Consider the following 26,842-nt stretch of genomic DNA (forward strand, 5'->3'; position numbering starts at 1 on the left):
TAAGGGTAGATATTATGACTATGAAAGCTCCGGCTACCAAGCCGACGAATCCGCGTTTTTCTTCCGGCCCCTGTGCCAAACCCCCCACATTCACGCTCGATAAGCTGGCCGACGCCCCTCTGGGCCGCTCGCACCGTGCTGCTGTCGGCAAAGCCAAGCTGCTTGCCGCGATCGAAACCACGCGCGAGGTGCTGGGCATCCCCGCCGACTACAAGATCGGCATCGTGCCTGCGTCTGATACCGGCGCGTTTGAAATGGCCATGTGGAACCTCTTGGGCGAACGCCCCGTAGAGATGCTCGCGTGGGAGAGCTTCGGTTCCGGCTGGGTCACAGACGTGGTCAAGCAGCTCAAGATCGACGCGCAGGTGACGACCGCCGATTACGGCGAGATTGTCGACTTCTCGCAGGTCAACTTCGACAATGACGTTTGCTTCACTTGGAACGGGACCACCTCCGGCGTGCGCGTCCCGTCGAAAGACGTGATCCCGACCGACCGCGCGGGCTTAACCCTGTGCGATGCGACCTCCGCCGCTTTCGCGATGGACCTTCCTTGGGACCGCTTGGACGTCACCACCTTCAGCTGGCAGAAAGTTCTGGGCGGCGAAGGCGGCCACGGCGTCCTCATCCTGTCCCCCCGCGCCGTGGAACGGCTGGAAAGCTACACCCCCGCATGGCCCCTGCCCAAAATCTTCCGCCTGACCAAAGGCGGCAAGCTGATCGACGGCATCTTCACGGGTGCCACCATCAACACGCCGTCGATGCTGTGTGTCGAGGATTACCTCTTCGCGCTCGACTGGGCGAAATCCGTGGGCGGCCTCAAAGGCCTCATCGCCCGCGCCGATGCGAACACGGCCGCGATCACCGATTTCGTCTCGGCGCATGACTGGATCGACTTCCTCGCCACAGACCCCGCGACCCGCTCCAACACCTCCGTCTGTCTGAAGTTCACCGACGACCGCATCACCGACGGTGCCGCATTCGCCAAAGCCATCGCCAAGCGGCTGGAGGCGGAAAACGTCGCCCTCGACGTTGGCGCCTACCGCGACGCCCCTCCGGGTCTGCGCATCTGGTGCGGGGCCACGGTCGAGACGTCCGACATCGAAGCCATGCTCCCGTGGCTCGCCTACGCCTTCGAGCAAGAGATCAAGTCGTAAACCCATTTCGTGCCATACGCTTTGCCGACGCAAAGCCGACGTAATTCATACCGCAAAAACAAGGAGCCCATCATGGCCCCCAAAGTACTCGTATCCGACAAACTGTCCGAGACCGCCGTCCAGATTTTCCGCGACCGCGGCATCGATGTGGACTTCATGCCAGAGCTTGGCAAGGACAAGGAAAAGCTGCTGTCGATCATCGACCAATATGACGGCCTCGCCATCCGGTCCGCGTCTAAGGCGACCGAGAAACTGATCGCTGCAGCAACGAACCTCAAGGTCATCGGTCGCGCCGGCATTGGTGTAGACAATGTCGACATTCCCGCCGCGTCGAAGAAGGGGATCATCGTGATGAACACCCCATTCGGCAACATGATCACCACCGCCGAACACGCCATCGCGATGATGTTCGCCGTGGCCCGTCAGATCCCCGAGGCGTCGGCATCGACCCACGCAGGCAAGTGGGAAAAATCCAAGTTCATGGGGGTTGAACTGACAGGCAAAACCCTTGGCGTCATCGGCGCGGGCAACATCGGCGGCATCGTCTGCGAACGCGGCGTTGGCCTTAAAATGAAGGTGATTGCGTATGATCCGTTCCTGTCGGAAGAACGCGCGGAGAAACTGAACGTGACCAAAGTGGAGCTGGACGAATTGTTCGCCCGCTCCGATTTCATCACGCTGCATGTGCCTGCCACCGACAAAACCCGCGGCATGATCTCCGAGGAAAACATCGCCAAGATGAAGGACGGCGTGCGTATCGTGAACTGCGCCCGTGGCGGTCTGGTGGACGAGGCCGCACTGGCCAACGCGCTCAAATCCGGCAAGGTCGCCGGCGCCGCCTTCGACGTGTTCGAGGTCGAGCCCGCCACCGACAGCCCGCTGTTCAACCTGCCCAACGTCGTCGTCACTCCGCACCTCGGTGCGGCCACCACGGAGGCACAAGAGAACGTAGCCCTACAAGTGGCCGAGCAAATGTCAGACTACCTGCTGACGGGCGCAGTTTCCAACGCGCTGAATATGCCCTCCGTCACCGCGGAAGAGGCTAAGGTCATGGGACCATGGGTAAAATTGTCCGAACATCTTGGAGCGTTCATCGGCCAGATGACCGACGAGGCGATGAAGGAAATCCAGATCACCTATAACGGCAACGTGTCCCATATGAATCTGGAGGCGCTGAATTGCGCTGCCGTGGCTGGCATCATGAAGGCCACCAATCCGGATGTGAATATGGTGTCGGCGCAGGTTATCGCCAAGGAACGTGGCGTCAAAATCTCGACCACGACGCAGGACAAATCCGGCGTGTTTGACGGCTATGTCAAGCTAACCGTGGTCACCGACACCCGCGAGCGGTCGATTGCTGGCACGGTGTTCTCCGACGGCAAACCGCGCTTCATCCAGATCAAAGGCATCAACATCGACGCCGAGATCGGCGAACACATGGTCTACACCACCAACAAGGATATGCCGGGGATTATCGGCACTTTGGGCCAAACCATGGGCGAGAACGGCGTGAATATCGCGAACTTTACCCTTGGCCGCGAATCTGCCGGTAACGGTGCGATTGCGCTACTGTACGTGGACGGCGCGGTGCCTGCGCCGATCCTTCAAAAGCTGACGGATACCGGCCTGTTTAACCAAGTAAAAGCGCTGCGTTTCGACGTGGCATAAGCAACACCGGACACGCGAACCCAACGCCGCTACCCTTCACGGGTCGCGGCGTTTTCCGTTAGCGATCTAGTCTTTGCGGATCACACCCGTAATTGCGGCGGCGCCCAGCGCAGTTACGATCCAGCCGATAGATTTGGCGAACCAGCGAACCCACCACGCAATTTTGCCCAAAGGCGAGCGTGACGTGGAGGGTGCCCATGCGCTTTCCTGCCCAAAATTCACCAGTGGCACCACCACGTCCGCCGCATAGGCAAAGGCGTTGAAGGTCTCCCAATCCTGACCACCTTGCCCCGGAGACGACCAGAAGACCGCCGGATTATCAGGATGGGTTCGCGTGGCATCCACCCAATCCTTCGATACCAGAATTGGGGCCGCATTTGGTGTCATGTCACCCGCGCGCCATGTGCTTTCAAAGAAGAACCCAAGCGCAACAGTGAGAACGATCGCGATAACCACTGCCCGTCCGGGCCGATAACCATACCCGATAGACCAGCGCAGGAAATCATCTGCAAATCGTGATACGCCCCGCCGCGCTGTCGATACATTTCGCTGCGCCATCAGTTTGCGGTTCTCGGCCCTGAGCAGGCGTTCTTTGCGCATCAAGACCGAGCGCGCATCATTGCGATGTCCAAGCGATTGTAGAACCGATGCCAGTTGCTCGTAGGGTTGCGAAGTAAACGGCATGTCCGCTGGTTTTCGCGCTAACCAGTCAAGGCGGGCGGCAATGTTCGTTTCCGCGTGGCGGGAAAAATCACCGTAGCGAAACCCATCAAGCCGCACCGGATATGCGGCACCCGGCCCGACTGGTTCATCACGGAAACGGGCGACCTCGGCCCCCGCGAAGTTCACGATCCCGCGTGCGATATGATTGTCGGCGAGATACAAAATCCCACTGATTTTTGCCCGCGCAAGACTAAGCGCCATATCGCGGCCATGCTCCTCGGTCGGGTCAAAAACCGGTGCGATAGCAATAGGATCTTGGGGCAAGCTGATGGAGGTATTCGTCAGGAAAAAATCATGGTCCACCCGCGCCGAGGAGAAGAACAAAAGCCCAGTTGTATGAAGCTCTGTAACGCTCTCGGAATAGGGGTAATTGCCTAGAAAAACAGATCCCTCCACACGCAAGGACGGGGCGAAAATAGCGTCTTGTCTAGGGCTCTCGATCGTTGCGTCGCAAATTTGGAGGTCGCCGCTTATCCGCGCGCCCGCCATGGAAATCTCACCCGTGACCCGCGTGCCTGCCCTAATATATACAGAGCCGGAAAAAGATGTGTTGTCTGCCGACAGGCCGGTCAGGCTACAACCCGACAGGTGCAATCCGCGTAGCCGGGCATTTACGAGATTGACCGGCGTGCTCAAGTGGCAATGGGACAGCGAGATGTCGCGCTCGCAATCACACCCCTGCAGGTCGAGTGCGCCGCTGATCCAAGCTCCACGCAGGCGAATGCCCTTGTCGTGAAGGGCATCGAACCGCAGCAACAGGTGACGTATCAATTCACCGCGGATCGCTCGATCCGGATCATCAGTTTTAGGCAACTCGCCGTCACCAACACTGGTGCGCTCCGGGTCGGCGGCGTCATCTATAAGTTTCTGTTCGGCTAGGGAAAACGGGGCAAAGGCGTCAAGTGAATTCATGCCGGAACCGTGGCACGGGGCGCGCGATCAGGCAAGATACAGACACCCGAAAGCCGGTGGGGCAAAAAAGACTCAGACAGACCGCACGGCGCTTGGGCAGGGTTTACACTGCGCCGCCCTGTGTGGTCCCGTCCAAGCCATGAACAAGCGCTTTCTTCCCTATTGGGTCACCTTCGGGATCCTCGTCGCCACCGCCGCAATCCTACTGTGGATGGGCCGCGTTCCCATGTGCAAATGCGGCTATATCAAACTGCTGCATCTGGAGACCATGAGTTCCGAAAACTCCCAACACATCATGGATTGGTACACTCCGTCCCATGTCCTGCACGGCTTTATCTTTTACTTGATATTGTGGCTCTTTGCGCGGCGCGTGGACATAGGTTGGCGCTTGGCTATCGCGACCCTGATCGAGGCAGCGTGGGAAGTGCTCGAGAACACCGACGCCGTAATCAACCGCTACCGCGAGGTGACTATTGCACTGGACTACTATGGCGACAGCGTTCTGAACTCTGTCTGCGATATCTTGGCCATGTGGTTCGGTTTCTGGTTGGCAAAGCGTGTGCCGGTCTGGGTCAGCGTCGCAATCGTCATCATCGCCGAAGTCGCCGTCATGGCGGCCATTCGAGACGGATTGGCGTTGAACATTATCATGCTGCTGTATCCGCTCGACGCGATACGCGAGTGGCAGGCAGCAGGCTAGGCAGAAACAATCGCCCTACCATTCAGCAGGTCAAACTCCAAAAACGCCGCAGCTTTCCGCGCGTTGTCGCGGTCAGGCCTGTTTTGCTTGCATTCCAAGCCTGCGGCGACCAACTGTAGCGTAACCCAGCGAGAGTTACCCCTATGAACCTGCTACGCTCATTTTTCAAAGGCAAAACGGCTCCGAAAGACGTTCAAACGAGTGATATTGACCGGTCTCGACCAAACCCTACGACCCCATATTTTGTAGTTGGCGATTTGCACGGTACACTCGATCTGCTGGAGCATATTCTTGAGCAAATTGACCATGTCATCGGCACACTAGAGCTGCGTGACCCCAAGCTGGTCTTTGTGGGTGACTATATCGACAGAGGTCAATCTAGCGCAGCTGTACTGACACGTTTGCACGAGCTCAACAAAGAATTCCCAGAGAACGTCACCTGCATATTAGGCAATCATGAGCAGATGATGCTCGACTTTCTCGACGCGCCAGAGGCCCGCCACGCGAGGTGGTTCCGAAACGGGGCAACAGAGACCCTCGCCAGCTTTGGCATTCTGATCCCCTTCGAGACAGAATGGGCTACGACTGCAAATTCCATCGCCGAAGAGCTTCGCTCGCAACTGGGTGACGAAATGGAAGACTGGCTGCGGAACTTGCCAGCCTCCGTCAGTTCCGGAAACCTGATGATCACCCATGCGGGCGTCGATCCTGGCCGTGCCATCAACGACCAATCGTCACGCGTCTTGCTGTGGGGGCATCCCGAATTTCTGACCCGTGGTCGCACTGACGGACAATGGGTCGCCCATGGACACACGATAATGGAGCGCGCGGTTTGCGAGGACGGTCGTATCTCGGTTGATACCGGAGGTTACGCAACCGGTTGCCTGACCGCTGCGGTGGTGCTCCCTGACGGCACGGTGGAGTTCCTGCAGACAACGCAACCCCGACAAACCGGATAAGCCTGTCGCCTCATTCATAGAATAAGACGCAAGGTCACTTCTTCTAGTGTGCTGAACTGCGTTAAACTTCATGCGACTCAAACGGAGGACCCATAATGTCTGAAATCATGATCCTGAGCGGCGCACGCACCGCCATCGGCACCTTTGGCGGCGCATTGGCCGCGACCCCGCCCATTGATCTGGGCGCTGCCGTCTCCAAGGCAGTGATGGAGCGGGCGGGCGTCGACCCGTCCCAAATCGGGCATGTCGCCTTTGGCCATGTCATCAACACCGAACCGCGCGACATGTACCTGTCCCGCGCCGCCGCGATGCAGGCCGGTATCCCCGACACCGTGCCCGCGATGAATGTGAACCGTCTTTGCGGTTCCGGCGTGCAGGCGATTATCTCGGTTATCCAGTCGCTGATGCTGGGCGACGCAGAGTTCGGCCTTGCTGGTGGCGCGGAAAACATGAGCCGTTCCCCCTACATCATGCCGGATGCGCGTTGGGGGCAGAAAATGGGCGACGCCAAATCCCAGGACATGATGCTGGGCGCATTGAATTGCCCCTTCGGCACCGGCCATATGGGCATCACCGCCGAGAACGTCGCGGCGGAGCATAACATCTCCCGCGAGGCGCAAGACGCCTTCGCGTTGGAAAGCCAGACCCGCGCCGCCCGTGCGATTGAGGCGGGGTATTTCAAAGACCAAATCGTGCCCGTAGAGGTCCGCGTGAAGCGTGACATGGTGCCGTTTGATACCGACGAACATCCGAAAGCGACGTCGCTTGAGGTGTTGTCAGGGCTGCGCACGGTGTTCCAAAAAGACGGCACCGTGACGGCTGGCAACGCATCGGGCATCAATGACGGCGCGGGCGCGGTCGTGCTGGCAACGGAAGCTGCGGCGAAGCAATCCGGCCTGCCGCCACGCGCGCGCATCATCGGCTACGCCCACGCCGGTGTGCGCCCGGAAGTCATGGGGATTGGTCCGGTTCCTGCCGTGCAAAACCTGCTGAAACGCACCGGCCTGAAGGCGAGCGATTTCGACGTGATCGAATCCAACGAGGCCTTCGCCGCGCAGGCGTTGGCAGTGTCTCAGGAGTTAGGCCTCGACCCAGAGAAGGTGAACCCCAATGGCGGCGCGATTGCCTTGGGGCATCCCGTTGGCGCCACCGGCGCGATCATCACCGTCAAGGCCCTGCACGAGTTGGAGCGGACCGGCGGCTCCAAGGCGCTGATTACCATGTGTATCGGCGGCGGTCAGGGCATCGCTCTGGCGATTGAACGGGTCTAGCTACTCCGCAAAAACTGTGGTGCCCGTGGCGCGGCCGCGGGCATCTATCACCCGCACCTGTACGTAGCCCCGCCCCGACGGGACAAGCTGCGCTTGGCGGTCCCAGCTGTTTGTCAATACAGGCGTGCCATTCTGCATCCAAGTAAACGGCGCAACGCCGTCCCGTATCTGCACAGTCAGCGCGCCGCCGCGCAGCGCTACGCGTGCGCCATCAGGCGGAAACGCGACCTTGGGGTGGTCTTGCGCAACGCCGCGCTGCTCGACCCGGCTGATGAACCGTTGCAAAGGTTGCGGCAGTTCCGCATTGCCCGACAGAAGCGCATCGCGCGGCGGCGCGGGCAACGGGTCACTGTCCGGTTTTATCTTGTCGAAGGCTTGGAACATCAGCGGCGCAGCAAGCTCGCCGCCGAACGCCCCCGGCACCGGTGTGCCATCCGCCCGCCCCATCCAGACACCGACGACATGCCGCCCGTCATAGCCAATTGCCCACGCGTCGCGGTGCCCGTAGGAGGTCCCTGTCTTGAACGCAACGTCCTTGCGCCCCGCCATGGCGGGGCGTGGAACGCCTTTGAGGATGTCGCCGATATACCAACTGGCACGCTTGCTCAGCACCGGCGGCAACGGGGCGATGGCCCCTTGGGTCGCCGCGAGGGTCTTGGCCCTATCCGGCTGGGCGATCACCGCGTAAAGCTGCACCAGCTCGCTCAGGCTCAGCCCCAACCCGCCCAGCGCTATTGCCAGCCCCGCCTGATCACCCGCCAATTGCGGCGACGCCCCAGCCTGACGCAGCTTGGCGATCAGGTTCGCGGGGCCAAGCCGGTCCAGTATGCTCACAACCGGCAGGTTCAGCGAGGCCTGCAGTGCCTGCCGCACTCGAATGTCGCCACGGAAAACGCCGTCGAAGTTCTGCGGCGCATAAGCGCCGAACTGCATCGGGCGGTCCGACACCAGCGTTTCAGGGTGGATCAGACCCTGATCAAATCCCATGCCGTAGATCAGCGGCTTCAACGTCGATCCGGGCGAGCGGCGCGCCTGCGTCATATCAATGAAACCACCACGCCGGTCATTCGCGTAACTGGCCGAGCCGACCGACGCGATAATCTCGCCCGTTTGGTGGTCTGCCACCATCATCGCCACTGACAGATGTCGGCCCGCCGTGGCAACTGCATTGGCAGCCATCCGCTCCAGTTTTCGTTGGATGCCGACATCCAGCGTGGTGCGCACAAGTTGCCCGCCGTTTGTGTTGCGAATGCGGTCCGTCAGATGCGGGGCAAGTGCTGCGAACTCGTGGCGCTTTGCCCGTAGCGCCTGTCCGCTCCTGTCCTCTGGTGTCAGGGCACCAGCGCCCACAAGACGCTCAATGACGTGCTTTCTGGCCCGTAATGCACGTTCCGGAAAGCGGTCGGGCCTGCGGCTTTCGGGTGATTGCGGCAAGGCGATCAGCATGGCGGCCTGCGTCGGCGTCAGCCGCCGCGGTTCTTTGCGATAATAGGCCAATGTCGCCGCCCGCAATCCTTCGAGATTGCCGCCATAGGGTGCGCGTACCAGATAGAGCGACAGGATTTGCTCCTTGCTCAACCTCCGTTCCAGCGCCAGCGCCAGCCGGATCTGGCGCAGTTTGCCGGGCCACGAGCCTGTGCCGCTCTCCTCCAGCAGACGTGCGACCTGCATCGTCAGGGTCGACCCGCCCGAAACGATACGCCCGTTCCACACCCCTTGCGCGGCGGCTCGCAGCATCGCGACAGGGTCAACACCCGCGTGGTCATAGAACCGTTTGTCCTCGTAGCGGATCAACAGGCACAAAAACTCGGGGTCGACCTCAGCGACAGATGCCGCGAGCCGCCACCGATCGTCCGAGGTTTGAAACGCGCGTAGCAAATGGCCGCGCCGGTCCAGAACCTCCACGCCTGTCTCAATCGCCAACACCGGTATTTCCGTCCGGTCTATCCAATGGTCAAATCGGTCGCGCCCGAAGGCGGCAGCCCACAACGCAACCGCCAGTAGACCAAATGTTCGGGACAGTCGCACTACCGCACGACCTGCACGCGACCCTCATCGGTGCGGGCGCGGTAGAACGGGCGGTACATATCCTCCACGCTCGCCGCAGGGTGGTGATACTCGCCCGGAGCCACGGCGCGTAGAATATAGGCTAGCTGAAATTCCTTCGTCCCGTAGTGGTCGACGGCGGCAAGAAACCGGTCATCTCTAAATTCCGAGTTGCGCACATTGGCCTCGGTATTGAGCCACGGTAGTGATTTGACGTCACCACTGCGAAGCAAGTTCGGATTGTCGATCTCGAAGCCTGCGGGTAACGGGTCGCTTACCATCAACCGCGCTTCGCCTTTGGCAAGGGGCGTGACCGTCAGAACCGCAACCAATCGCGTGCCTGACGCGACACGGCTTGCGTCAACAGGATTGCCATCCAGATCATAATAGTCGCGTGCGATGCGGTAACCGTTACCACCGGCAGCAACGGGATCATCCGAGACGCCGATTGCGGTCAGGGTTACGGTCGTGTCTTCCCCAGACGTGTTGGTGATCCGAACAGGGTCTTGGGTGTCTTCATCCAACACCTTCACCAAGGGGCCATCGACGACCTCGCCATTCAGCGACAGGCCTGTGCCTTGGCGGTCGATCAGCGCGTTTGCCGCCAGCAATGTCCACACGGATTCCTGCGTGGAGCGCCCGACGACATCGCCGATGGACGGAGCGATCCGCGCACCTATCTTGGCCACGTCCAACACGCTAGAACCGGATTCGACCGCCAGCGTCAGCACCGCCGCCGCATCCCGCAAGTCGGTGCCGTAATCGTCACGCCAGACCTGTTGGTTTCCTTTTTCCTTGTCCAGCAACTCGGCCGCCCTGCGGAACATCGCATCTGCGCGCGTTGGATCGCCGTAAGATGCCAGAGCAGCGCCCAATTGTGCCGCCGCCAGTGCGGTCGCGAAGTCGTCAGCCTTGGTGTCCGCGTAATAGCGCAGATCCCCGATGGACGCCGCCCCTTCGCGGGCCAGCACCAACAATGCGTAGGCCAGACCCTCTCCGCCGTTCTCGAAGTCTGGGGCGCTGTTGACCTCGTTGCGCAGGTTGTCGAGCGCCTGACGGAACGCAACTTGCGGCACGTCATGGCCTTGCGCCCGTGCCCTGCTCAGGAAGTCGGTGACATAGGCATCCAGCCACAGATCGCCCCGATCAGGCCGCCATAACCCAAACGCCCCGTTGGAGGCCTGATTGGTCAGCACCAGCGATATGGACTGGCTGATGCGCTCGGCAATGCCGTCGCGGTCTTCCAGTCCCATCGCACGCGCAACCTGATCCAAATAGAGCAGCGGCAAGGCCTTGGACGTCACCTGCTCGGTGCAGCCGTAGGGATATTTGTCGAGCGCATTGAGCAGCCCCGGCACGTCAAACCGCGCCAACGGCCCTGCGGCCAGCGTCACCGAGCCGGAGCCGGGCGCGAAGCCGGCAAAAGCGTTTCCATCCAGCGTGAAGGTTCCGCCAGCAGCCAAGGCGAACTGGCTGCGTCGCTGGGTAAGGGGGTCGTTGCGACGCAGTTCGATCTGGTGCGTTTGTGTCAGCGTTCGGCCATTTGGCAGCGTCAGGGCAATGTCCATGGTCACCGCGTCGGTGCCTTGCGCCGTGAAGGGCACGGAGAGCCTCGCCGTTTCTTTCTCGCCAAGAGTGACGGAGGCTGGTGGCTCATCCGCAAGCCGCGCGCCTGACGCGCTGACGGACAACGGCATCTCACCGGTCGGCCCGTCCGCATGCACGATTTCAAGCAATAGTTGGCTGGTGTCGCCGGGGGCCAGAAAACGTGGCAGGGTGGCCGAGACCACGACCGGATCGCGGACCAGCACCTCGGCATTGGCCTCGCCAACCCCGTCTTTCGACCAGACCACCGCCATCAGGCGAACAGAGCCGTTGAATGCCGGCAGGTCGAAAACCGTCTCAACATTTCCGTTCTCATCTACCTTGAGAGGCCCACTGACATAGGCGACCAGCTCTTCCGTAGGTGGTGGAGATTTCGCCCGAAGCTGCGCACTTGCATCGCCACCGGAGCGGACAGCGCCCAAGGCACCGGCTGTCCCGTCGATCAGGCGGCCATAAACGTCGCGGATAGCGACGCCCAACTTACGCTGGCCGAAATAGTGCTCCGACGCATCGGGCGGCGTGAAGCCCGTGAGGTTCAGAATGCCCTGATCCACGGCAGCGATCATGGCGAAGGTTTCGCCGTCAGCATTGTCGACCTTAAGGCGCGCCGTAAGCGGGCCTCGCGGGGCGGCCTCGGCGTCAGTTTCAAAACGAGCCGCCAGTTTGGCGTTTTCAGGGTCTATCGCCGCATGCGAAAGACCCAACGCCCGCGCGGGGTTTTGACCTGCCACCGCGCCCATCGGGCGCAGCACGGAGGCGGCGACATAGGCACCGCTGCCCCACTCGTCCGTGACCAGCAGCGTAATCAGGTTTTCGCCTTCAGACACGTCGACCGCCTTCATGTCGATCAAACGGTTCGACATGACGGTGACCAAAGCGGTGCCCGCATAGCGCGTCACGATGCGAAGGGTCGCCGTGTCGCCCGACTTGTAGAATTCCTTGTCGAGCGAAGCATCCAGCAGGTCGGGTGTTTGAGCCGCATCGGCGCTGGCATACCAACCAGCGTCGAAACTCATGGAGGAGGCCACATACGGCCCGTCTATGCGTTCGATCTTTACCTCGTACTCGCCCCACTGCACCGGTGCGCCGATCCGCAATGGGGTATCCGCCTTCACGGTCGCCTCCCCCGACGCCACGCGACTGCGGGTCGTGATCGGGTCCCAATACCAATTGCCGTAGTTGGAGTACCACTGGTACTCGGTCCGGACGCGATTGATCGTCCAGCGCACCTGCATGTCCTGCCGCGTCAGGTCTTGACCAAGGGCCACGACACTGAACTCCGCCTCGCTGTTTTCAGGAAGAACACCATCGAAATCGGGCTTGATCCCAATCAGCGGCTTATCAATCAGAAGCGGCCGTTTGATGCGGCGCTCGATCGGCCGGTTGGAGCCTTCCCGCACGCGAACGACAACCTCGGCCTCCAGCGGCTGCATCACCTCATCCAGTTCGGGAATATCCAGTAACGCGGTCGCGGTCCCGCTGGAATCTGTGCGAACGGCGGAGACAAACCCGCTACGAAGCGGGCGGAAGGGCGTGTCATGCCTCCCGAAGCGGTAGTCCTTGAACCCGTCCAGCGATTTGGATGCGCGGAGGATCATGTCACCCTCCACCGCAAGATCTGCACCCGGCGCACCAAAAAGATACCGCGCCTCAATGCCAAGCTCAGGGGGGATTCCACCCGCAATCATAGGGCCATCTGGCAAGGTTAGGGTCGCGTCGATACGTTCTGGAAGGAAATCCTCAACCAGCAGGTTTTGCGTCGACAGCGCGGGTGCGTCAGGGTCTGCAAAAATCGAAAGACTCCACGTGCCGCGCGGCACCTCTGGCCCAAGCGGCATCCTGAACATACGCCCACCCGCACCAGCATCCTGCTCGGTTATGCGCGAATACTCTACGCCATCGGGGCGATTTAGAACGGCCGTAAGTGACAGGTCTTTGATTGCTTTAGCGGTTCCATCACGGGCCAAGGCCAGCGCGTTGATTACTTCGCCCGCTCGGTAGGCGCCGCGTTCGGTGGTCACAAAGAGATCAACGGGTTTGGCAGGCGAACGCCCTTCGACGCCACGGTCCGAAAGGTCAAATTCCGGGTCGCGCAACGACAGGAAAGCAAAGTCGTCATCCTTCTGAACGGTCAGCAAACCCGGAGCGGTTGCGCCAGTGCCGCGGATCAGGCCCGCATCAAAGCGGGCGTAGCCTTCGGCATCAGTTTCGACGGTGTCCAACACCTCGTTGGCGCGGGAGATCAGCGAGACCGAAACCCCCTCCTTAGCCGCGACGTCGGACAGGCCGCGCACGAACACATGCATGCCATCGACGCCCTCTAGGCTGGTCAACCCCAGATCACTAATCACAAACCACTGGGTTGCAGGTGAGGCTTCGTCGGATGACTTTCCTGCGACAGATGCTTGCAGGGCGTACACCCCCGGTTGCATCTTCCCCACTATATCGGACACGGGCAATCGGGTCGTGACGTCGCGGTTCAACTCCGTTTGGACGTCACCGATACCTTTCCACACTTCTACACCCATGGACGCGCGGAACTCCCGCTCGCCGTAATAGCTAAGCGGTCGGGCGAAGAAGTCGTTCTGCATAGTGCGCAGGATGTTTCTGTCCGACACCTTGTAGAGCGTCAGGTCCAGCTTGTCGGTATTCACCGCGACCACGGGCAACGCCGCATCACCGCTGCTGGGCAGAATGTAGGATCGTCCGGGAAAGCGGACGGACGGGGCGCGGTCACGCACATATTGCGTGATCTCGATTGGCTTTTGCAGAACTTCACCGGATGCCGCAGGCAAGCCTTGGCGCAATGTGAAGCGATAACGGTCACCGTGGTTGAGCCCGCCCAGACAAAGCTGACGGTCCTGCGCCTCGATACTGAGCCCTTCGATCTGCGACTTCACGAAGGGCGCATAGTCTGTGGTCTTGGACAGAGACTCCGAAAAGGCCACACAGATCCGCGGCTCTGCGGAATTGTTTTCCACGTCCGTGTCGGCCACGTTGAAACCAAACAAGCCTATGACCCGGTCCAGCGCCTTTTCAGTATCGTCTCTGGGTTGCAAGGATTGCGCCAACCGCAAGGGCGCAATGGCATCGCGACCCCTGCCGTTTTGCTCGAACGCATCCGCCAACAGGCTCAGCGCATTGACCGACATGGCAGGGTTGGGCGCGCGCAAATAGGCGTTTAACGCGGCGGTCAAATAGCGCCGATTGAACTCCCGCCGCTTACTCCCATCCTTCTTGGCAGCCGAGGCCGCGTCGCGGGCAAACTGGTCCCACAAGTCAGAACGATCCTCTATGGTAAGACCTGCCCCGACAAACCGCATCGCCACATCCGGCTTACCTTCGCTTCGGGATTTATTCGCGGCGTCGATAAACTGCTGGAGCGAGAAGGCATTGGCCGCGTAGCGGCTGGTCATGGAGGACGCTTGCGCATAGGCCGCGTTCAAATCCCGCTCAGTCAGGAAAGACGCCCGCCCTCGCTGCGTCTCGGCCAGACGCAACTCCGCCGCAGATGCATTGGTCACCTTGACTGACAAAGCGCCTTCAAACGGTTCACTATTCGTGATGTCCGACTTCGGGAAGCACGCGCTCGATTTCGTATTGAACGTAAACGCCTTGCAGGACGGATCGGTTAGACACGCGCGCGTGCAGGCGTCGAAGCTGGTATCGAAAATGTTGGTCAGGTCACTGCCGTAGAAATCCACGTTGCGCAACAGGGTCATGCGGCGGTCCGGGATCAAATCATCCGCAACTGCCATTGATGTTGTCGCGGCGGCCAACAAGCCTACCAAGAGAGTGCGGAACGCCATATCAACCTCGTAGTTCAAAACGCACCCCAAGGGTGGCACGACCGGACCGAGTCGGGCAACCCGATCGCGTTAAGTCGGCTTTCACCAAGTTTCGACAAATCTGTACGCAAAAGCGGGCAGACGATTCGAGAATGATGGAACACTCACTGACAAATCAGGACCTCATGCAGGAACGGCGCGCCCGGCTGGCTGCCGAACGGCTGCTGGAGCAAAAACAGACCGAGCTTACTGCCGCCAATCGCAAGCTCTCTGCCCATGCGTTGGATCTGTCGGGTCAAATTGTCGACCAACGGCGGGTGGTGGAGGAGCTTGAGGGGCAGAACACCCGCGTCGCCAACGACCTGATGGCCGCCAATCACAAGGTGGTCGCCGTCGAGCGGCTTCTTTGGGACGCTATCGACACCATCAGAGACGGCTTTGCCTTGTTCGATGCCAATCTGAACCTGATCGCAGCCAATCCGCCCTATCTGGCCGCCTTTGAGGGCGCCGGCGACATTGGACCAGGATCCGGCTTTGGGGACATTCTTGATCTTTGTATCGACGAAGGTATCGTCGATTTGCGCGGGCAGAGTTCCGAAGACTGGCTCGACATGATGCTGGACCGATGGACCGTAACGGAGATCCAGCCGATCACGTTGCGTTTCTGGAATGGTGTTTACGTCAAAATGATGGACCGGCGCACCTCGGATGGCGGCGTCGTCTCAATGGTGCTCAACATCACCGAAAACATACTACGCGAGGACGAGTTGCGCGACGCGCGTGACAAGGCCCAAGCCGCTGACCGTGCGAAATCCGCATTCCTTGCAAAGATGAGCCACGAGTTGCGCACGCCGATGAACGGCGTCGTTGGCATGGCAGATTTGCTGCTTGAGAATGGGTTGGATGACGAAAGCACGCTCTACGCGCAAACGATCCGCAACTCGGGCGAAGCGTTGCTGGAAATTATCAATGACGTATTGGATTTCTCGAAAATCGAAGCGGAGCGAATCCTACTAAAGCCCGCACCATTCGACCTAGAGCGCCTAGTGCAGGATGTTGGCTTGATTGTGGGTCCGACTGTGCAGCAAAAGGGCCTCGATTTCCAGATAGACTACGACCAATTCTTACCCGCCGAGTTTGTCGGTGATCAGGGCCGTATCCGTCAAATCCTCACCAATCTTGTTGGCAACGCAGTGAAATTCACTGACAAGGGCCACGTGATGGTGCGTGTTGTCGGGATCGTCGATGACAAGACCAACATATGCCAAACTCACTTCACCATTGAAGACAGTGGCCTAGGGGTCGAGGCATCGATGGTCGATCACATATTTGGAGAATTCAATCAGATTGAGGATGACGCAAATCGCAAGTTTGAGGGCACCGGGCTTGGGCTCGCCATCACCCGAAAGCTCGTTGAGCAAATGGGCGGTGAAGTCTGGATCAGCAGCGTAAAGGGCGAAGGTGCCTGTTTTGGCTTCCAGATAAATCTACCACTGGTAACGCCAGCAGACGTCAGCCCGAATGCGGTTCCAAGCGAGATCAGAACTGCCGTCGTCGTTGAGTCAAACGCGATGGACTTGGATATTCTCACAAGACAGTTGGAGTTGCTGGGTGTTCCGATCACAGTGCTGCCCAACGCCGCTGCCGTACCGGCGGACATAGCTCCTGATGTGATATTCGTGGGCCATCACCTCGAATGCAGCGATGGACCGTCAACTATTGAAACCATGGGGCGGGCTTTCCCTGACACCCCAATCGTAGCCATGATGTCCGCTGTCGATCCGGCTCCGGAGCCGGATGGCGTGCTGACACTTCGTAAACCCTTTCGCCGCGAGGATCTATTTGCCTGCTTGTCCGAGGTCGAGCGGGCACCTGCTGTTGTCAAAGCCAAACGCCAGTTGCGGATCCTTGCAGCAGAGGACAACAAAACCAACCAGCTGGTGTTTCGCAAAATGCTAAAAGCTGTGGCAGCTGACTTGACGATGGCGATAAACGGCGTCGAAGCGGTAGATGCTTTTGAGCAGGGTGAGTTCGACCTGATCTTCATGGACATCTCGATGCCCGAAATGGACGGGATGGAGGCCAGCCGGGCCATCCGCCAGATAGAGAAGGATCGAGACGCAAACCCGATCCCGATCATCGCGATGACCGCGCATGCCATGGAAGGCGACGAGGAGCGGATCAAAGAGGCCGGGCTAAGTCACTACCTGACCAAGCCTCTCAAGAAGGACAAAATCCATGCCTTGATCCAGGAGCTGTCGCCGGCTGATACCGACCCGCTCAAAGCTGAATGAAGTCAGGGCTTAGCCGGATGCGGCCTGCGTGCAGCCCGCTTCTGCTCAAAATCGGACCATACATGCGTTTTCTTGCCATGGGATGGTTTTCATCAAGTACCCCATACTTCACCAAGAGCCCTGCAATCGCAGCCTCTGCCGCTCGGGTGCCACCGTCGACAATCTTTAGCGCCATGCCCAGACCCTGTTCGGGCAGAATGGCGGTAAAGACCGCCTCGGCGCCCGTCTTGATCGCGACCTTGCCATCCATGGCCCGCATCAACTCTGTGCACGCGCGGCCTTCACCTGCGACGAGTTCAGGATGCGCACGCATCGCATCTACCAGTCGAGTTGACGCCTGAGCGCGGGAATCCGAACCGGACGGCTTGGCCATCCGCGCCATTGCCCGCGCCAGCCCGGTCACCGAGGTAGAGAAATTTGGGGCGGAGCAACCGTCGATCCCATAAAATTCTGATCTTTCGCCTGTCATCTCTTCAAACGCAGCTTTGGCCGCCCGCTGAACCGGATGATCCACTTCGACATATTCCGATCCAGCACCCAAATGTTTGTTCAACGTCAGAAAGCCACCATGCTTGCCCGAGCAATTGTTGTGAATCTGGCATGGGTTCTTACCCGCCCGCACGAGCGCTTCATGCGCTTCCTTGTCGTCAGGTCGTTGGGGTCCGCAGCGAAAATCCGAAACGGAGAGGCCCAGGTCATTCAGCCAGACTTGCACCCGATCCGTGTGGATCGCCGCCCCTTGGTGCGATGCGCAGGACAACGCCAAATGCTCGGATGTCAGTCCAAAGGCATCAGCTGCGCCGCTCTCGATCAACGGCAAAGCCTGCAACATTTTGCATGAGGAGCGGGGGTAGATCACCTTTTCGTCATCACCCCACGCCTCGACCACGTTTCCGCTCGCGTCACAGACGACCGCATGGCCCAGATGTTGTGATTCAAGCAGGTCGCCCCGCCAGATTTCGACCATAGGGATGGGTTGTGTCATAGACGCCTCCTTCTAAAGCGAAAATCCGCCAATTGGGCTTTCCCAACACATGCATTCTGGGCTATCGTTTGGCAATCGAGATAATAATATGTTGTGCTGAGATAAGTTGAATCCGTTAAGGATCGATCAGTGCACAAGAGGCAGAAACAGCTGGAGCTGTGAGATACATGAAAAAGATGCTGCAAGGCATGGCCGTAAGCACGGCCCTTATTCTGGCCATTGGCCCCCTTTCCGCTCAGGAACAATCTACAAATCGCGTGGCGTCCAAAACGGACTGGAGCGTGTTTGTCGAGGACAACCCGACCCAGTGCTGGATCGTATCCAGCCCAAAGGAAGTTGTGAACACCAAGGGTGGCCGCGTTGTGGCCGTGACCCGCGGCGACACGCTTATGTTCGTGAGCTACTGGCCCGGTGCCGGTAAACTGGGCGAAGTCTCCTTCACTGGTGGCTACCCCTACCCCGATGGCGCGACCGTGAGTCTGAAGATCGGTGATGGCACATATGAGTTGTTCACCAGTGGTGAAACAGCTTGGGCCCCGACGCCAGCTGATGACAACAAGATCATTTCTGCCATGAAGCGTGGCGCAGATGCGGTCGTCACCGGGGTGTCGAAACGCGGCACAACCACTAAGGATTCCTTCTCCCTGCTCGGCTTCACCGCCGCGCTCGAGGATGCCGCAAAGCGTTGCGGCGGGTAATTTAGTCAAATTTTTCAGGGTTAAGGGATCGGCTGCCAAGGTTCCTTAACTCCCTCCACACTAAGACCGGGACAACCCGGCCAACAGGCAGCATCTTATGACCATCTCCTCGAACACCAGTTCCGTTAGGCTTCCCGCTGAGAAGACCGCAGTCGCTGTCCGACTCTCCCCCGCTGGGTTGAGCGTGGGAACACCTGTCATGGCCAGCACTGGGGAACGCTTTGTTGAAGATCTTAAATCCGGTGACAGGATTCTAACCAAAGACCTTGGAATGCAGACAATCAAATGTGTCGCGTTTCGGGATTTCGACCTTATCGCATCCCCTAAGGAATCGCCTATCCGCATACCCGCAGGCATGTTCGGGGGCGATCGCCCCAGCACCGACATTTTTCTTGCGCCAACGCAGCGTATCGCCTTGCGTCATCAGATGTTTGACGTCCTGTTTTCCGCGCGCGAAGTTCTGGTCTGCGCCAAGGATCTGTTAGGCATGGACGGCGTTCATCAGATCGAAGGTCTGCGCGGGGTGACATATGTCTCGCTCGGCTTCTTGCAAAGCCATCTGCTTTACTGTGGAAACTTGGCGGTTGACCTCGGACCTACCGGCCCGTCGTGCTCACGCCCCTCCTTATCTGCTGAAGAAGCACGCCTTGCCTGCAGCCTTGTGCGACCCCAAGTACAGCAGGTTCACCAAGCCGCTGGTTTCCCTTTGCACTGATTTGGTGTATCCGGCGGTCTTTCTGCTCTCTCGTGAGGCTCCGATGTCCGCAACTGCTCCGATCACCCAAGACCTAGTGACTATCCCCCGCAAACTGCCCGACGGCGAGCGGACCAACCTGATCGGTTTGACCCGTGATGGTTTGCGCGAGGCGTTGATCGCTGCCGGCACCCCTGAAAAGCAGGCAAAGATGCGGACTGGGCAGGTGTGGCAGTGGTTGTACCAAAAAGGTGTGCGTGATTTCGACAGCATGACCAACTTGTCGAAGGATTACCGCGCGCTGTTGGCTGAAAAGTTTGAAATCGCCCTGCCCGAAGTCGTGACCCGTCAGGTCAGCACCGATGGCACGCGCAAATATCTGGTACGCATCGCTGGCGGCCATGAGGTGGAGGTCGTCTACATCCCCGAGGAAGATCGCGGCACACTGTGCATTTCCAGCCAGGTTGGATGCACGCTGACATGCTCGTTCTGCCACACTGGCACGCAAAAACTGGTGCGCAATCTGACCGCGGGTGAAATTATCGGACAAGTTATGCTGGCCCGCGACGATCTGGGCGAATGGCCAGAACCGGGCCACAACCCGAATGACGAGGCGCGGCGCAAGCTGTCCAATATCGTTCTGATGGGCATGGGTGAGCCTCTCTACAACTTCGAGAACGTGCGCGACGCCATGAAAATCGCGATGGATCCTGAGGGAATCAGCCTGTCACGCCGTCGAATTACACTATCAACCTCGGGCGTCGTGCCCGAAATCGCAAGAACAGCCCAAGAGATCGGCTGCCTTCTGGCCGTGTCCTTCCACGGCACCACGGACGAGATCCGCGACAAGCTGGTCCCGATCAACAAGCGTTGGAATATTGAGGAATTGCTTGCATCGCTAAGGGCCTACCCAAAAGCGTCGAATAGCGAGCGGATTACCTTCGAATATGTGATGCTTAAAGACGTGAACGACTCTGATGAAGACGCGCACAGGTTGGTCGAATTGATCAAAGGCATCCCCGCCAAGATCAACCTTATCCCGTTCAACGAGTGGCCCGGTGCACCTTATGAGCGGTCTTCAAACAACCGCATCAGGGCGTTTTCCGAAATTGTCTATCAAGCCGGTTACGCCTCTCCCGTGCGCAAACCGCGTGGGGAAGATATCATGGCAGCTTGCGGTCAACTCAAGTCCGCAACCGAGCGTGAACGCAAATCCCGTAAACAAATCGAAGCTGAAGCCGGGTTGGCAAACGAGTAATTAGCCGTTCCTTCCGAGCCCCCAACGTAGAAAAGGCGCCCGATTGCTCGGACGCCCTTTCAAAAACTCGGTTTAGCGTGCGCTTAGGAAGAAGCAGCGGCAGCGGCCAGAACCAGGAACAGCAGTGGAATAAAAATGCCACCAGCAGAAGAAGAAGTTTCTTCTACGATTACAGGCTCTTCGATGATTGGGTCAGACAGACCACCAGCGAAAGCAGTAGAAGCGGCTGCAGTGAAAACTGCTGCAAGTACGATTTTTTTCATCTCTATATATCCTTCCAAGATACGCCTGCTGGACCCAGACTATCCGGTCCATCCACAGACACCCAAGACAGTATCTCGTTACATCGTATAACCAAAAATGTTTGCTCAATACAATGGCACGACGCATGAGGTCGATTTCAACCAGTCAGAATGTCGTCAAATTAGCAACACTTGTGTGCCGATCTTGGCATTGGCGAACACCTCCGCGATGTGCTCGTTGAACAGACCAATGCACCCGTTTGACGAACGGCGCCCGATTTTGCGCGTGTCGTGCGTCCCATGGATCCGGTAATATGTCCAGCCAAGATACAAGGCATGCGTCCCGAGCGGATTGTCCGGTCCTGCCGGCACGAAGTCCGGCCATTCAGGGTTGCGCTTCTTCATTGCAGGTGTGGGACTCCAGGTTGGACCATCAACCTTACGGATGATGCTGGTACGACCCCGGCGCGTTAGATCTTCGGACAACGGAACGGAGGACGGATATAGCCTATATCCACCGTCTTCGGTCCACATATGCAGGGCGCGGCTGTCGATATCGACAAGAATCGCGCCATTTCTCAGGTTGCTGAAATAGGGCTGCCACTGCAAAGAACGGAAGCTCGACATATTGCGGCGCACCACTTCAGTGACATCCCGCTCAACTTCGGTGGTGTCAGCAGTAACTTGCGACAGCGTCGGTGTCGCGAAGCCCGTCGCAGCGGCGCCGGCGGTTAGTAGGAAACTACGGCGGTTCAGGCCGGTGAAAGTCGTTTTGCTCATGGAACATACCCCCCTTGAGTAGTCTTCGGTCCATTAATATGGCGAGAATGCCGCAATCACAAATCAAACAATGATATGATCGGCCATTTTCCACCACCGTGTTTGAACAGCCGCACCGTTCAGTTTAAGGATTGGCAAAATTCTAAGGAATAATTGGTATGGCAAGACTGCTTCTCATTGTGATCTCCGCGTTCTTCGCGCTCTCGGCTTGTACACCGGTCGGTCCAACCATTGGTCCAGACGGGAAGCCGCTGCCTCGCGTGTATCGAATAAAAGCCAACGATACCGCTAAGATCCAGTTCCGCGTGCTGGATTCCGTCAACGCCTTGCGTGTTGCCGCTGGCAAGAACCCGGTAGAACTCGACAGCAAACTAACAGCCGCCGCCGCAACGCATTCACGTGATATGTCGGTGCAAAACCGCCCTTGGCACTTTGGCTCTGACGGCTCTTCCCCGCTAGATCGCGTCGCACGCACTGGGTATGAAGGTCAAATGATCGGCGAAAACATCTCCGAATCTTACGAAAACGAGTCAGAAACCGTCGCCGCATGGATGCAATTGCCCTCGACGCGCGAGGTCATTTTGTCCCCACGGGCCCGCAAGCTGGGATTTTCGTGGTTTCAGGAGCCAAGCGGCAAAATTTGGTGGACCATGGTCACGGGCAGCTAAAGCTGCCCGCTTACGGGAAGATGTCGATTACGGTCCCGTTCTTTACCATTGCATAAAGCAACCGCATCTCCTTGTTTCGGATAGCTATGCACCCTGCCGTCCAATCCGGCCCGCGCTTACCTTTTAAGTTGGGTTGACCGTGAATGAAGATGTCGCCGCCCGGTGATTTCCCGATCGACCGCGCATAGGCACGATCCCTTGCGTTCGGGTAAGATATTCCAAGAGACAGATAGAACGAGCTATTCGGGTTACGGCGATCAATGGTGTAGCGCCCCTCAGGTGTACGCCCGTCACCCTCAACCTGTTTGTGGCCCCGCGCGCCGAATCCCAGATCAACTTCGTAGGTCTTAAGAAGTCGGTTTCCGTGGAAAACTCTCAGGATTCGTTGGGTCTTATGAATCTCGAGCTTTGTGACCTCAGGTCCATTGTAGGTTGCGAACTTCGACGAACAGGCCGACAGAATCAGCAAAGAGGCCAGAAGCAGACCACGCAAAAGCACAAAGCGCATATGAGTTACCATCCCGATTTTTGAGAACTATAACCAGAAATTTCCGTCGCAGGAATCCACTAAATTCACCGTCACACTGATGTGTTCTCAGCTGCCAGCAATGCCTCAAGTCCTATGCGATAATCCGGGTAGAGCAATTTCACCCCAAGCTCTTCCTTGATGCGATCATTACGAACGCGTTTGGACTCCGCGTAAAAGCTACGCGCCATGGGCGACATGTCTGCGGACGCGAAATCCACTGCCTCTGGCAAAGGCATATCAAGCAACCTAGCCGCGTAACCGATCACGTCTTGCGGTGGGGCTGCGTCGTCATCGCAAAGATTGTAAACCGCGCCGGGGTTGGGTTGTCTAATGGACGCTTCTAATACCTGCGCGATATCTTCAACATGGATGCGGCTAAAGACCTGGCCTTCCTTGATAATCCGTCGCGCCGTTCCGTTTCGAACCTTTGAGAAGGGTCCACGCCCCGGTCCATAGATTCCCGCAAGACGGAAAATATGGAGCGGTAAATTCACCTCATCCGCAAGGTCCTGCCAAGCAGCCTCCGCCTCGACCCGCATTTTGCCGCGTTTCGTAGATGGCGAGAGCGGGGTGGCTTCATCAACCCAGCCACCATGATGATCACCGTAGACACCGGTGGTCGATAGGTAGCCCACCCATTCCAGATTTCCGGCGAATTTTGCAATCTGTGTCCGCAGTTCGTTCAGAACCGGATCACCGTCTTCGTTTGGCCCAGCGGATACCAGTAAATGCGTAGCTCTTGCCAAATGAGGTGCCATGTCTGCATCTGGCCAGATAACGGGCTGAACACCTTCCTGCTGCAAGGTTTCTGCTTTTTGTTTGGATCGCGTGGTGCCGGTAACTGTCCAACCCCGCGGCAACAACAAACGCGTTAACGCCTGCGCTGAATATCCGTGACCAAAGCTCAGAAGATGCGGCATCAGGTTAACCTCTCAACGGCCCATCGCGCGGCATCTGCAATAGTAGGGTCGGGGTCGTTGGTATGTGCTCGTGCCGCTTCAATCAGCGCAGGTGTCGCAGAATTTCCGATGGCATAAAGCACATTCCGAATGAAGCGATCCCGCCCGATCCGCTTGATCGGCGAGCCAGAGAACTTTGCCCGAAACTCTACGTCATTCAACGCGACCAACTCCGCAAGGGCTGGTGCACGCAAATCGTCACGTGCAGCATAGCGAAGCTCTGTCGCGTTTTGGGCGAACTTGTTCCACGGGCAAACGGCGAGGCAGTCGTCACAGCCGTAGATGTGGTTGCCGAGTTTTCCGCGCAGGTCTTCGTCGATAGGGCCTTTGTGCTCAATCGTCAGGTAGGAAATGCAACGCCGCGCATCCAGCTGGAACGGAGCAGGGAACGCATCCGTCGGGCAGACGTCCAAGCAGGCGCGACAGGTCCCGCAATTTTCGGTTTGGGCGGTATCAGGGTCTAATTCAACGGTTGTGAAGATCGCCCCGAGGAAGAACCAATTGCCCAAATCGCGCGACAGAATATTCGTGTGCTTCCCTTGCCACCCAAGACCAGCGGCCTGTGCCAATGGTTTTTCCATAACCGGCGCAGTATCTACGAAAACTTTGATCTCAGCTCCCTCAGCCTGATCAATCAGCCAGCGGCCAACGCGCTTGAGGCGCTTTTTTACAATGTCATGATAGTCTCGGTTCTGCGCGTAGACCGAGATCACCGCGCGGTCGCGAAGCTTCAGGGTTTCAAGCGGGTCGTGATCTGGTGAGTAAACCTCTGCCAGCATGATCACAGAGCGGGCCTCGGGCCAAAGAGCTTCAGGACTTCCGCGCCATGCCATGCGCTCTGCCATCCAGCCCATCTGGCCATGACGCCCTTCGTCGACATAGGTATTCAGGCGATTGGAAGCCTGCGGGATAGCGTCCGGCCTGCATATCCCCATTTTCGCAAACCCTTCCGCGAGCGCTTGCGCCCGTAGTCGGTCCTTCAGGCTCAAAAATCTAGATCCGCATAGTGCGGCGGCTGGATGAAGCCTGACACCTGATCCGCGAGGATGGATCGAAACGCAGGCCGTGATTTGATCTTCGCGTACCAGTCTTTGACGTTAGAGTTCCTGTTCCAGTCCACATCACGAATATAGTCGAGGCAGGAGAAATGGGCCGCAGCGGTGAAATCAGCCAAGCTAAGCTGGTCCCCACCCAACCAACGACGTTGATCCAGAAGCCAGCCCATATAGTCGATGTGGTACTTGATTTTCTGAGCGCCCAGCTTCACGTTCCGGCTCTCAGGATAGCCTTGGCCCATGATCTTCTTGTTGACCCGCTCATAGAGCAATTTCGACGTGACTTCTTGGTGGAATTTATCATCAAACCAAAACACCAACCGTCGTACTTCGGCACGGTCTTCCGGCTTTTTCGGCAGCAAAGCCGGCTCTGGGATGACTTCTTCCAGATACTCGCAGATCGCTTGGCTCTCGCTCAGCGTTTGACTGTCGATCTTCAAGATCGGCACTTTACCCGCAGGGTTGCGTTGCATGAAATCGGTGCTCTGCTCCCAATAGCGCTCCTCGACCAGTTCAACCTCGACCTTCTTTTCGGCCAAGACGAGGCGTACCTTGCGGCAAAATGGTGAGAGCGGGGCGTGGTAAAGGCGGTTCATCACATTATCCAATGAGAGAAATCTGTCTGTTTGTCATGGCAACGTTGCACGGAATTTTCAACCTTCGAAACACTGATTGCGCCCATCCGCGCGGATCGTAGCCGCCCCGGACGCAATCGACCGTGCCCGTTTCTGAATGTATGCGGATGGCCGTTTCGCCGAACGTCCCTTCGGATTTGGTAAGATCGCCGCCAGCAACGAGGCCTGTCGCATGGTCAAATCTTTGGCATCTACACCAAAATACCAAGGCGCCGCAGCACCGACACCAAACACGCCTTCATCGAACTCGGCAACATTCATGTAAACCTCAAGAATACGGCGCTTCGTCCAGACTGCTTCCATCACCGGGGTGATGCCCGCCTCCAGTGCCTTGCGAGTCCAGTTTCGGCCATGCCAAAGAAACACGTTCTTTACCGTCTGCTGCGAAATCGTGGACGCCCCTCGACCACCGCCATCTTCCAACGCGTCGCGAATCGCGGCCATGTCGAAGCCCCAGTGGTTACAAAAGTTGGCATCCTCGGCGGCGACAATAGCATGCGGCATATTGGGTGAAATAGTCTCGAAATCGCGCCATTCCCGACGGGTTTCGTCAAGCCGCCAATTTTCCGAAAAGATATAGGCGGTCGTAGGAGGATTTACCAAAGCATAAAGCACGACCATGAACAGTACGAACAGCGCCAACGCCACCAAAAGCCGCCACCCCCATCGCACCGCCAGAAACGGCACGACGCCGATCCACCAGAAGATAGATCGTTTTGGTTTCGCCTGTTTGGTTTTCGGAGCCAGTTTAGCTCGCGTTTTTGGTTTCGTCACTGCCTTCGCCATATCGCTGTTCTACCCCGATTGAGGGTGTGGTCAAAGGTTTGACGTCCCGATAGTTGAAGGCTGCCGAGTGGTGATGCCTATCGGCAAGTTACGCTAGAAATCAGGCCGGATCTGTCGATATCAATCGTCAGGCGGTCTGGACTAAAATCCATGGTAATTACGTCGTCAGGACGTAGCACGCGCGAAGACTTGGGTAGGTCGAGCTTATCCAACGCCGAAGCCCTTTTACCCAACAGATAGAAATAGCTCTCGGCACCACAGCGCGGCTGCCCGTCAAAATCTGCGGGGTCAGTGAATTGATCGCCACAGGCAGCCAACAGCAAGAGAAGGGGCAAAAGGAATCGCATCCAAGCGGTTTAATGGGTCCGGCCGACATGAGCAAATCTAAGGCGATTGATTTCACCGTGACTATGCGCAAGTTTGACCACAACAC

At 58.2% G+C, this 26,842-nt stretch carries 22 protein-coding genes; 10 read left to right on the forward strand and 12 right to left on the reverse strand.

What is annotated here, in order from left to right:
- Nucleotides 1–14 precede the first annotated feature (14 nt).
- Nucleotides 15–1,154, forward strand: coding sequence for a phosphoserine transaminase (locus tag BCF46_RS11030; RefSeq protein WP_121024146.1), 1,140 nt, complete (start codon nucleotides 15–17; stop codon nucleotides 1,152–1,154).
- A gap of 72 nt (nucleotides 1,155–1,226) precedes the next feature.
- A complete protein-coding gene (gene serA / locus BCF46_RS11035) occupies nucleotides 1,227–2,822 on the forward strand; it encodes a phosphoglycerate dehydrogenase (protein ID WP_121024148.1) in 1,596 nt (531 codons plus the stop codon).
- 66 nt (nucleotides 2,823–2,888) lie between these two features.
- Here the strand turns inward: serA and BCF46_RS11040 are convergent, their stop codons facing one another.
- Nucleotides 2,889–4,457 carry a pentapeptide repeat-containing protein gene (locus tag BCF46_RS11040; RefSeq protein WP_121024150.1) on the reverse strand — a complete coding sequence of 523 codons (1,569 nt, stop codon included), beginning with the start codon at nucleotides 4,455–4,457 and terminating at the stop codon, nucleotides 2,889–2,891.
- A 139-nt stretch (nucleotides 4,458–4,596) separates the two neighbouring features.
- On the opposite strand from BCF46_RS11040, the gene BCF46_RS11045 reads away from it, so the two are divergent.
- The 3 genes from BCF46_RS11045 (at nucleotide 4,597) to BCF46_RS11055 (ending at nucleotide 7,387) form a co-directional block, all read left to right on the forward strand.
- Nucleotides 4,597–5,157 carry a DUF2585 domain-containing protein gene (locus BCF46_RS11045; protein WP_121024537.1) on the forward strand — a complete coding sequence of 187 codons (561 nt, stop codon included), beginning with the start codon at nucleotides 4,597–4,599 and terminating at the stop codon, nucleotides 5,155–5,157.
- Nucleotides 5,158–5,300: 143 nt separating this feature from the next.
- Nucleotides 5,301–6,116 carry a metallophosphoesterase family protein gene (locus BCF46_RS11050; RefSeq protein ID WP_121024152.1) on the forward strand — a complete coding sequence of 272 codons (816 nt, stop codon included), beginning with the start codon at nucleotides 5,301–5,303 and terminating at the stop codon, nucleotides 6,114–6,116.
- Nucleotides 6,117–6,211: 95 nt separating this feature from the next.
- On the forward strand, nucleotides 6,212–7,387 hold the full coding sequence (locus BCF46_RS11055) for an acetyl-CoA C-acyltransferase family protein (protein ID WP_121024154.1): 1,176 nt from the start codon (nucleotides 6,212–6,214) through the stop codon (nucleotides 7,385–7,387).
- Here the strand turns inward: BCF46_RS11055 and pbpC are convergent, their stop codons facing one another.
- A complete protein-coding gene (gene pbpC / locus BCF46_RS11060) occupies nucleotides 7,388–9,415 on the reverse strand; it encodes a penicillin-binding protein 1C (protein ID WP_121024156.1) in 2,028 nt (675 codons plus the stop codon).
- Complete coding sequence (locus BCF46_RS11065; RefSeq protein ID WP_121024539.1) at nucleotides 9,415–14,847, reverse strand: alpha-2-macroglobulin family protein; 5,433 nt, start codon at nucleotides 14,845–14,847, stop codon at nucleotides 9,415–9,417. The genes pbpC and BCF46_RS11065 overlap by 1 nt, the downstream gene beginning before the upstream one ends.
- Nucleotides 14,848–14,978: 131 nt before the next feature.
- On the opposite strand from BCF46_RS11065, the gene BCF46_RS11070 reads away from it, so the two are divergent.
- Nucleotides 14,979–17,120: an ATP-binding protein gene (locus BCF46_RS11070; RefSeq protein WP_245990016.1), complete on the forward strand. Its 2,142-nt coding sequence runs from the start codon at nucleotides 14,979–14,981 to the stop codon at nucleotides 17,118–17,120.
- Here the strand turns inward: BCF46_RS11070 and BCF46_RS11075 are convergent.
- Nucleotides 17,107–18,105 carry an asparaginase gene (locus BCF46_RS11075; RefSeq protein ID WP_121024157.1) on the reverse strand — a complete coding sequence of 333 codons (999 nt, stop codon included), beginning with the start codon at nucleotides 18,103–18,105 and terminating at the stop codon, nucleotides 17,107–17,109. The two genes, BCF46_RS11070 and BCF46_RS11075, sit on opposite strands and share 14 nt — an antisense overlap.
- A gap of 176 nt (nucleotides 18,106–18,281) precedes the next feature.
- Between BCF46_RS11075 and BCF46_RS11080 the strand changes: the two genes are divergently transcribed.
- From BCF46_RS11080 to rlmN, 3 genes are all read left to right on the forward strand, one after another.
- On the forward strand, nucleotides 18,282–18,803 hold the full coding sequence (locus BCF46_RS11080) for an invasion associated locus B family protein (RefSeq protein ID WP_245990069.1): 522 nt from the start codon (nucleotides 18,282–18,284) through the stop codon (nucleotides 18,801–18,803).
- A 97-nt stretch (nucleotides 18,804–18,900) separates the two neighbouring features.
- The gene (locus tag BCF46_RS11085) at nucleotides 18,901–19,518 is read left to right on the forward strand and encodes a Hint domain-containing protein (RefSeq protein WP_121024159.1); all 618 of its coding nucleotides are present in this window, start codon (nucleotides 18,901–18,903) and stop codon (nucleotides 19,516–19,518) included.
- A 43-nt stretch (nucleotides 19,519–19,561) separates the two neighbouring features.
- Nucleotides 19,562–20,755 carry a dual-specificity RNA methyltransferase RlmN gene (gene rlmN, locus BCF46_RS11090; RefSeq protein WP_121024161.1) on the forward strand — a complete coding sequence of 398 codons (1,194 nt, stop codon included), beginning with the start codon at nucleotides 19,562–19,564 and terminating at the stop codon, nucleotides 20,753–20,755.
- A gap of 83 nt (nucleotides 20,756–20,838) precedes the next feature.
- Here the strand turns inward: rlmN and BCF46_RS11095 are convergent, their stop codons facing one another.
- Together BCF46_RS11095 and BCF46_RS11100 are read right to left on the reverse strand one after the other, a co-directional pair.
- Nucleotides 20,839–21,018, reverse strand: a complete 180-nt coding sequence (locus BCF46_RS11095) for a hypothetical protein (RefSeq protein WP_121024163.1) — start codon at nucleotides 21,016–21,018, stop codon at nucleotides 20,839–20,841.
- A 156-nt stretch (nucleotides 21,019–21,174) separates the two neighbouring features.
- Nucleotides 21,175–21,777, reverse strand: coding sequence for a L,D-transpeptidase (locus BCF46_RS11100; RefSeq protein ID WP_121024165.1), 603 nt, complete (start codon nucleotides 21,775–21,777; stop codon nucleotides 21,175–21,177).
- A gap of 158 nt (nucleotides 21,778–21,935) precedes the next feature.
- On the opposite strand from BCF46_RS11100, the gene dalA reads away from it, so the two are divergent.
- Nucleotides 21,936–22,445: a divisome-associated lipoprotein DalA gene (gene dalA, locus BCF46_RS11105; RefSeq protein WP_121024167.1), complete on the forward strand. Its 510-nt coding sequence runs from the start codon at nucleotides 21,936–21,938 to the stop codon at nucleotides 22,443–22,445.
- 10 nt (nucleotides 22,446–22,455) lie between these two features.
- Here dalA and BCF46_RS11110 read toward each other — a convergent pair whose 3' ends face one another.
- The 6 genes from BCF46_RS11110 to BCF46_RS11135 all read right to left on the reverse strand — a co-directional run bounded on the left by BCF46_RS11110 (nucleotide 22,456) and on the right by BCF46_RS11135 (nucleotide 26,744).
- The gene (locus BCF46_RS11110; protein ID WP_121024169.1) at nucleotides 22,456–22,953 is read right to left on the reverse strand and encodes a L,D-transpeptidase family protein; all 498 of its coding nucleotides are present in this window, start codon (nucleotides 22,951–22,953) and stop codon (nucleotides 22,456–22,458) included.
- Between the two features lie 71 nt (nucleotides 22,954–23,024).
- Nucleotides 23,025–23,894, reverse strand: coding sequence for an SDR family oxidoreductase (locus BCF46_RS11115; RefSeq protein WP_425454420.1), 870 nt, complete (start codon nucleotides 23,892–23,894; stop codon nucleotides 23,025–23,027).
- The gene (gene queG / locus BCF46_RS11120) at nucleotides 23,894–24,916 is read right to left on the reverse strand and encodes a tRNA epoxyqueuosine(34) reductase QueG (protein WP_121024545.1); all 1,023 of its coding nucleotides are present in this window, start codon (nucleotides 24,914–24,916) and stop codon (nucleotides 23,894–23,896) included. Before queG ends, BCF46_RS11115 begins: the two co-directional genes overlap by 1 nt.
- A gap of 2 nt (nucleotides 24,917–24,918) precedes the next feature.
- Nucleotides 24,919–25,584: an FtsZ-binding protein FzlA gene (gene fzlA, locus BCF46_RS11125; protein ID WP_121024173.1), complete on the reverse strand. Its 666-nt coding sequence runs from the start codon at nucleotides 25,582–25,584 to the stop codon at nucleotides 24,919–24,921.
- A 57-nt stretch (nucleotides 25,585–25,641) separates the two neighbouring features.
- Nucleotides 25,642–26,409 carry a monofunctional biosynthetic peptidoglycan transglycosylase gene (gene mtgA / locus BCF46_RS11130; RefSeq protein WP_121024175.1) on the reverse strand — a complete coding sequence of 256 codons (768 nt, stop codon included), beginning with the start codon at nucleotides 26,407–26,409 and terminating at the stop codon, nucleotides 25,642–25,644.
- Nucleotides 26,410–26,486: 77 nt separating this feature from the next.
- The gene (locus tag BCF46_RS11135; RefSeq protein WP_211332801.1) at nucleotides 26,487–26,744 is read right to left on the reverse strand and encodes an I78 family peptidase inhibitor; all 258 of its coding nucleotides are present in this window, start codon (nucleotides 26,742–26,744) and stop codon (nucleotides 26,487–26,489) included.
- Nucleotides 26,745–26,842: the final 98 nt, after the last annotated feature.

Source organism: Litoreibacter meonggei (genome assembly GCF_003663885.1).
Taxonomy (GTDB): Bacteria; Pseudomonadota; Alphaproteobacteria; order Rhodobacterales; family Rhodobacteraceae; genus Litoreibacter; species Litoreibacter meonggei.

What these genes read in the sequence shown, in the direction of transcription:
- BCF46_RS11030 (WP_121024146.1), top strand. Translation starts at nt 15, where the DNA reads ATGACTATGAAAGCTCCGGCTACCAAGCCGACGAATCCGCGTTTTTCT.
- serA (WP_121024148.1), top strand. Translation starts at nt 1,227, where the DNA reads ATGGCCCCCAAAGTACTCGTATCCGACAAACTGTCCGAGACCGCCGTC.
- BCF46_RS11040 (WP_121024150.1), bottom strand. Translation starts at nt 4,457, where the DNA reads ATGAATTCACTTGACGCCTTTGCCCCGTTTTCCCTAGCCGAACAGAAA.
- BCF46_RS11045 (WP_121024537.1), top strand. Translation starts at nt 4,597, where the DNA reads ATGAACAAGCGCTTTCTTCCCTATTGGGTCACCTTCGGGATCCTCGTC.
- BCF46_RS11050 (WP_121024152.1), top strand. Translation starts at nt 5,301, where the DNA reads ATGAACCTGCTACGCTCATTTTTCAAAGGCAAAACGGCTCCGAAAGAC.
- BCF46_RS11055 (WP_121024154.1), top strand. Translation starts at nt 6,212, where the DNA reads ATGTCTGAAATCATGATCCTGAGCGGCGCACGCACCGCCATCGGCACC.
- BCF46_RS11065 (WP_121024539.1), bottom strand. Translation starts at nt 14,847, where the DNA reads ATGGCGTTCCGCACTCTCTTGGTAGGCTTGTTGGCCGCCGCGACAACA.
- BCF46_RS11070 (WP_245990016.1), top strand. Translation starts at nt 14,979, where the DNA reads ATGATGGAACACTCACTGACAAATCAGGACCTCATGCAGGAACGGCGC.
- BCF46_RS11075 (WP_121024157.1), bottom strand. Translation starts at nt 18,105, where the DNA reads ATGACACAACCCATCCCTATGGTCGAAATCTGGCGGGGCGACCTGCTT.
- BCF46_RS11080 (WP_245990069.1), top strand. Translation starts at nt 18,282, where the DNA reads ATGCTGCAAGGCATGGCCGTAAGCACGGCCCTTATTCTGGCCATTGGC.
- BCF46_RS11085 (WP_121024159.1), top strand. Translation starts at nt 18,901, where the DNA reads ATGACCATCTCCTCGAACACCAGTTCCGTTAGGCTTCCCGCTGAGAAG.
- rlmN (WP_121024161.1), top strand. Translation starts at nt 19,562, where the DNA reads ATGTCCGCAACTGCTCCGATCACCCAAGACCTAGTGACTATCCCCCGC.
- BCF46_RS11095 (WP_121024163.1), bottom strand. Translation starts at nt 21,018, where the DNA reads ATGAAAAAAATCGTACTTGCAGCAGTTTTCACTGCAGCCGCTTCTACT.
- BCF46_RS11100 (WP_121024165.1), bottom strand. Translation starts at nt 21,777, where the DNA reads ATGAGCAAAACGACTTTCACCGGCCTGAACCGCCGTAGTTTCCTACTA.
- dalA (WP_121024167.1), top strand. Translation starts at nt 21,936, where the DNA reads ATGGCAAGACTGCTTCTCATTGTGATCTCCGCGTTCTTCGCGCTCTCG.
- BCF46_RS11110 (WP_121024169.1), bottom strand. Translation starts at nt 22,953, where the DNA reads ATGCGCTTTGTGCTTTTGCGTGGTCTGCTTCTGGCCTCTTTGCTGATT.
- BCF46_RS11115 (WP_425454420.1), bottom strand. Translation starts at nt 23,894, where the DNA reads ATGCCGCATCTTCTGAGCTTTGGTCACGGATATTCAGCGCAGGCGTTA.
- fzlA (WP_121024173.1), bottom strand. Translation starts at nt 25,584, where the DNA reads ATGAACCGCCTTTACCACGCCCCGCTCTCACCATTTTGCCGCAAGGTA.
- mtgA (WP_121024175.1), bottom strand. Translation starts at nt 26,409, where the DNA reads ATGGCGAAGGCAGTGACGAAACCAAAAACGCGAGCTAAACTGGCTCCG.